The organism is Mycolicibacterium chubuense (assembly GCF_001044255.1).
GTDB lineage: Bacteria > Actinomycetota > Actinomycetes > Mycobacteriales > Mycobacteriaceae > Mycobacterium > Mycobacterium chubuense.
Genome location: NZ_JYNX01000077.1, coordinates 1 through 5,226, shown reverse-complemented (window position 1 = coordinate 5,226; position 5,226 = coordinate 1). Strand labels below are relative to the sequence as shown.

Genomic DNA, 5,226 nt, shown 5'->3' with positions numbered 1-5,226 from the left:
TGCGGCCCTCCCGGACTCCCGTTGCCGGGTCCGACCGGCTGCTACCCGCTGCGCGAGCCGCTGCCCGCCCCGCGGCCGGGCGGCCCGCCGCCCGGACCGCCCGCCCTCGGCCCGGCACCGGGCGAGCTGCCGCCGCCGACCTTCGGCCCACCCGTCCCCGACGCACCCGAAGGTCGGTGACCATGGCCGCGAACCGAACCCGGCTGATCCGGATCGCCACGGCGATCACCCTGGTGCTGACGCTGGTCGTCGCAGTCACCGTGGTGGCCACCCCGTGGTGGCGCAACGTCGGCAAGACGACCTATGTCGCGTACTTCGCCAACGCCAACGGCCTGTACACCGGCGACGAGATCCGGATCCTCGGAGTCGCCGTCGGCACGGTCGACCGCATCGAGCCGCAGCCCGACAACACCAGGGTGACGTTCTCGGTCGACTCCCAGTACCCGGTGCCCGCCGAGGTCCGCGCGGCGATCCTGTCCCTGTCGCTGGTGACCGCACGCGCGATCCAATTGGTGCCGGTGTATTCGAGCGGTCCGAAACTCGCTGCTGGGGCCGTCATTCCGCAGGAACGCACCGCGGTACCCGTCGAGTGGGACGACTTCCGGGCGCAGCTGGAGAAGCTGACCGCCTCGCTGCAGCCCGTCACGCCGGGAGGCCCGAGTCCGGTCGGTGAGTTCATCAACAGCGCCGCGGCCAACCTGCGCGGCGAGGGGGACACCGCACGCGAGACGGTGATCAAGCTGTCACAGGCGCTGTCAGCGCTGGGCGACCACAGCACCGATATCTTCAGCACCGTGCGCAACCTGCAGCTGCTGGTGTCGGCGCTGTCGTCGAGCAGCGACCTGCTGGCCGCGTTCAACCAGAACCTGGCGACGGTGACCACCGTGCTCGACAACTCACCTGACGAGTTCGCCTCCGCCACACAGGGGCTCGATGCCGCCGTCGGTGACCTGCGCGGTTTCGTCGCGGAGAACCGCGACGGGCTGGGCGCCACCTTCGATCGGCTCTCGTCGATCACCAGCGCGCTGCACCAGAGCGAGGGCGACATCAAGCAGGTGCTGCACATCGCGCCGACGGTGTTCCAGAACTTCATGAACATCTACCAGCCCGCCCAGAGCGCGGTGACCGGGATCCTGGCGCCGGTGAACTTCGCCAACACAGTCCAGTTCATCTGCAGCGCAATCCAAGCCGCGTCGCGCAAGAACTGGGAACAGTCCTCCAAGCTGTGCGTGCAGTACCTGGCGCCGATCATCAAGAACCGTCAGTACAACTTCCCGCCGCTGGGCGTCAACCCGTTCGTGGGAGCCGCCGCGCGCCCCAACGAGATCACCTACAGCGAGAACTGGCTGAACCCGAACCTGCCCGCCGCGCCGGCCACGCCGGCCACGCCGGCGCCGCCGTCGCCCCTGCCACCGCTGCCTGCCGAGGCGACGTCCACGATGGCCACTCCGACCGACCCGGCCCTGGGCCTGCCCGGACTCATGGTGCCGAACCCATGACGCGCGTCATCGTCGCCACCCTCGTGGCGTTGTGCGTGTGCGCCGTGCCGGGATGCCAGTGGCGGGGCCTGAACTCGCTGTCGCTGCCCGGCACCGAGGGTGACTCGGCCGGTTCCTACACCGTCCGGGCGCAGCTGCCCGACGTCGTGGTGATCCAGCAGAACACCCGGGTTCGGGTGGCCGACGTCAACGTCGGCAACGTGACGAAGATCGAAGTGCAGGACTGGCACGCGCTGGTCACGATGCGCATCAACGGCGACGTGCACCTGCCGGAGAACGCCACCGCCAAGGTCGGCCAGACCAGTCTTCTGGGGTCGATGCACATCGAGTTGGCGCCGCCGACCGACGAACCGCCGCGCGGAACGCTGCACGACGGGTCGGTGATTCCGCTCTCGGCCGCAGCGACGTACCCCACCACGGAGCAGACGCTCGCCTCGGTGTCCATCCTGCTCAACGGCGGAGGACTGGGACAATTGCAGGAGATCAACCAGTCGCTGGCCACCGCCCTGGCCGGGCGCGAAGACGACCTGCGCAGCCTGCTGACCCAACTGGACACCTTCATCCGGGAGGTGAACGCGCAGACCGACGACATCATCACCGCCACCGAACGACTCAACGCCCTCGCCGGCCAGGTCGCGGCGAAGGACGCGACCGTCGACACAGCGCTCACCACCATCCCGCAGGCCCTGTCGGTGCTCGCCGACGAGCGCACCAAGATCGCCGATGCGGTCGACGCGCTCGGTAAGTTCAGCGCGATCGCCACCTCGACGGTGACTCAGACGCGGGACGCGCTGGTCGACAACCTGCGCAACATCGCACCCGTGCTGCGCTCGCTGGCCGACGCCGGGCCGTCGCTGACCAGGAGCCTGGACTTCCTGTCCACCTATCCGTGGGTGAAGAGCACGATCCCGAACTGGTTCCGCGGCGACTTCGCCAACATCACGTTGGTGATCGACCTGACGCTGAGCCGCATCGACTCCAGCATCTTCACCGGCACCCGGTGGGAGGGCGACCTGACCGAGCTGGAACTGCAGTGGGGCCGCACGATCGGCCAGATGCCCAGTCCGTATACGAAGGGCAATCCGCTGATCGCGCCCTACCGGTGGGGGGCGTACTGACATGCTGCGCCTCTCCCGGACCATCTGGATCCAGCTGACGATCCTCGCGATCGTCACGGTCGTCGCCTGCGGCGTCATGGCGTTCGGCTTCGTCAACGTGCCCGCGCTGATGGGGATCGGCAGATACACCGTGACGGTCGACCTGCCGTCGTCCGGCGGCCTGTACCCGACCTCGGTGGTTACCTACCGCGGCACCGAGGTCGGCAGGGTGTCGTCGATCGGCGTCACCCGCGACGGGGTGCGGGCGGAACTGACGATGAACTCCGACACCCCGGTACCCGCCGACGTGACCGCCTCGGTGCACAGCCGCTCGGCGGTCGGGGAACAGTTCGTCGAGCTGAGGCCGCGCGACGGCGGGGCCGGTGGCGATCTGCGCGACGGCGACGTGATTCCCGCGGCGCGGGTGCAGGTGCCGCCCGAGATCGGGGGCCTGCTCGACGCCACCAACAAAGCGCTGCGGGCGATCCCGCCGGAGAACCTGCGCACCGTCGTCGACGAGTCGGACAGAGCAGTGGGCGGTCTGGGACCCGAGCTGTCCCGGATCGTCGATGGCTCGACATCGCTGGCGATCGAGGCGGGCAAGACGATCGGTCCGATCACCACGTTGATCGACCAGGCCCCGCCGGTGCTGGATTCCCAGGTGCAGACCTCGGATTCGATCGCGTCGTGGGCGCAGCATCTCTCGTCGATCACCGGCCAGCTGAAGGCACAGGACGCCGCGTTCGCCGATCTGCTGACCGTCGGCGGTCCCGCGTTGGGGGAGGGGAGCGCGCTGTTCCGTCGCGTGGCGCCTGCGCTGCCCGTGCTGCTGGCCAACCTGGTCAGCCTGGGGGAGATCGCGGTCACCTACCGGCCGAACCTGGAGCAGTTGCTGGTGCTCTATCCGCAGGGGACCGCGGTGATGTCGGCGATCGCGCTGGCCAACGCGGACACCAAACAGGACTACCGCGGCATCTATCTCGACTTCAATCTGAACCTCAACCTGCCGCCGCCGTGCAACACCGGCTTTCTCCCCGTCCGCCAGCAGCGTTCCCCGTCGGACGTGGACGCTCCCGAGCGCCCCGCCGGCGAGCTGTACTGCCGGGTGCCGCAGGATTCGACGCTCAATGTGCGCGGGGTACGCAACATTCCGTGCGCGAACAATCCGCCGAAGCGGGCGCCGACGGTCGAGCTGTGCGAGAGCGACGCCCAGTACGTGCCGCTCAACGACGGCTTCAACTGGAAGGGCGACCCGAACGCGACGCTGTCAGGGCAGGGTGTGCCGGAGTACGCGCCGGGGCAGGATCCTCGCCTGCCGCCGCCGCAGGGCACCGGCGCCGCACCGCCACCCGCGGCCGCTCCGCCGCCACCGCCGGCGGTGATCCCGTACGACCCGGGGACCGGCGACTACGTCGGGCCGGACGGCAAGCGCTACACGCAGAGCGACCTCGCCCACCCGCAGTCGAAGACGTGGCAGCAGATGCTGATCCCGCCGGCCGGCTGAGCACCCTGTCCCGCGAGCGTGCGTGTCTGCGGCCGACACGCCGCGGTTCTGCGCGAGTTCACGCACGTTCGTCGCGCGGGTCGACAGCGGGTGTCGTCGCGAGCGTGCGTGAACTCGTCGATGTGGACGGCGTGTCGCCTGCAGACACGCACGCTCGCGGCAGAGAAAGGGGAAAAGGGAAAGGGACGGTCAGTCGAGGAGGATGTTGTCCCGCAACGTCTTTGCCGGGTAGCGCAGCCGATACCGCCCGCGGCGTTGCAGTTCAGGCACCACCATGTCGACGAACTCCTCGAAGCAGCCCGGCGTGTAGGTCGCGAGCAGCATGAACCCGTCGGCGCCCCCGTCGTCCATGAAGTGCTCGAGCTGATCGGCCACGGTGGACGGCGAACCGATCACCTGGGGCATCGAGAAGCGCAGCGAATAGGTGTGCGCCGCCTCGGCGATCGTCACGCCCGCGCCCGCACCCGTCGCCACGAGAGCGTCCTTGACACCCTGGATGCCCGGCACGGGGATGTCGTCCAACGGCGTCGACGGATCGTAGGTGGAGAAGTCGATGCCCAGCTGTCCGGACAGCATCGCCAATGTGGCCTCCGGATGCACCAGAGTCGCCAGGTGATCGGCCTTGGCCTGCGCCTCCGCGTCGGTCATCGCCACGATGGGCTGCACCCCGTAGTAGAACTTCACCGCATCGGGGTCCCGGCCCGCCGCGTGGACGCGAGCCCGCATGTCGCGGGAGTAGTGGCGCATCGTCTCGACCGTCGGGTGGATCGCGAACACCGCTTCGGCCGTGGCTGCCGCGAATCGGCGCCCCTCCTCGGAGGAGCCCGCCTGCCAGAGCACCGGCCGGCCCTGCGGTGACGGAGCGACGAAATGCCGCCCCCGGCAACGAAAGTACTTCCCGGTGAAATCGATCTCGCGGACCTTCGCCGGATCGGCATAGATGCCGGTCGCCCGATCGGCGACGACGGCCCCGGGCTGCCACGAGTCCCAGAGCTCGCAACACAACTCGACGTACTCTGCGATCCGCTCGTAGCGCGTCGATCGCTCCGGCATCTCCTCGCCGTAGGCCGCCCACTCCGACGGGGAGTAGGACCCGACGACGACGGCGCCGCCGACAGCGCCGACA

General features: G+C 69.2%; 4 protein-coding genes and 1 pseudogene. 4 read left to right on the top strand and 1 reads right to left on the bottom strand.

The genetic code is table 11. From position 1 onward, the window contains the following. The 4 genes and pseudogenes from MCHUDSM44219_RS29260 to MCHUDSM44219_RS25805 all read left to right on the top strand — a co-directional run. A pseudogene (locus tag MCHUDSM44219_RS29260) lies at nucleotides 1-180 on the top strand (mammalian cell entry protein); the annotation flags it as partial. 2 nt (nucleotides 181-182) lie between these two features. Next, a complete protein-coding gene (locus MCHUDSM44219_RS25815; RefSeq protein ID WP_048421130.1) occupies nucleotides 183-1,499 on the top strand; it encodes an MCE family protein in 1,317 nt (438 codons plus the stop codon). Then, nucleotides 1,496-2,617 (top strand): MCE family protein, encoded by a 1,122-nt coding sequence (locus MCHUDSM44219_RS25810; protein WP_048421129.1) that lies wholly within the window; start codon nucleotides 1,496-1,498, stop codon nucleotides 2,615-2,617. Before MCHUDSM44219_RS25815 ends, MCHUDSM44219_RS25810 begins: the two co-directional genes overlap by 4 nt. A gap of 1 nt (nucleotide 2,618) precedes the next feature. Then, on the top strand, nucleotides 2,619-4,100 hold the full coding sequence (locus tag MCHUDSM44219_RS25805) for an MCE family protein (RefSeq protein ID WP_048421128.1): 1,482 nt from the start codon (nucleotides 2,619-2,621) through the stop codon (nucleotides 4,098-4,100). A 189-nt stretch (nucleotides 4,101-4,289) separates the two neighbouring features. Here MCHUDSM44219_RS25805 and MCHUDSM44219_RS25800 read toward each other — a convergent pair. Then, nucleotides 4,290-5,226 (bottom strand): NtaA/DmoA family FMN-dependent monooxygenase (locus tag MCHUDSM44219_RS25800; protein ID WP_048421127.1); only part of this gene is annotated, 937 nt, incomplete at its 5' end.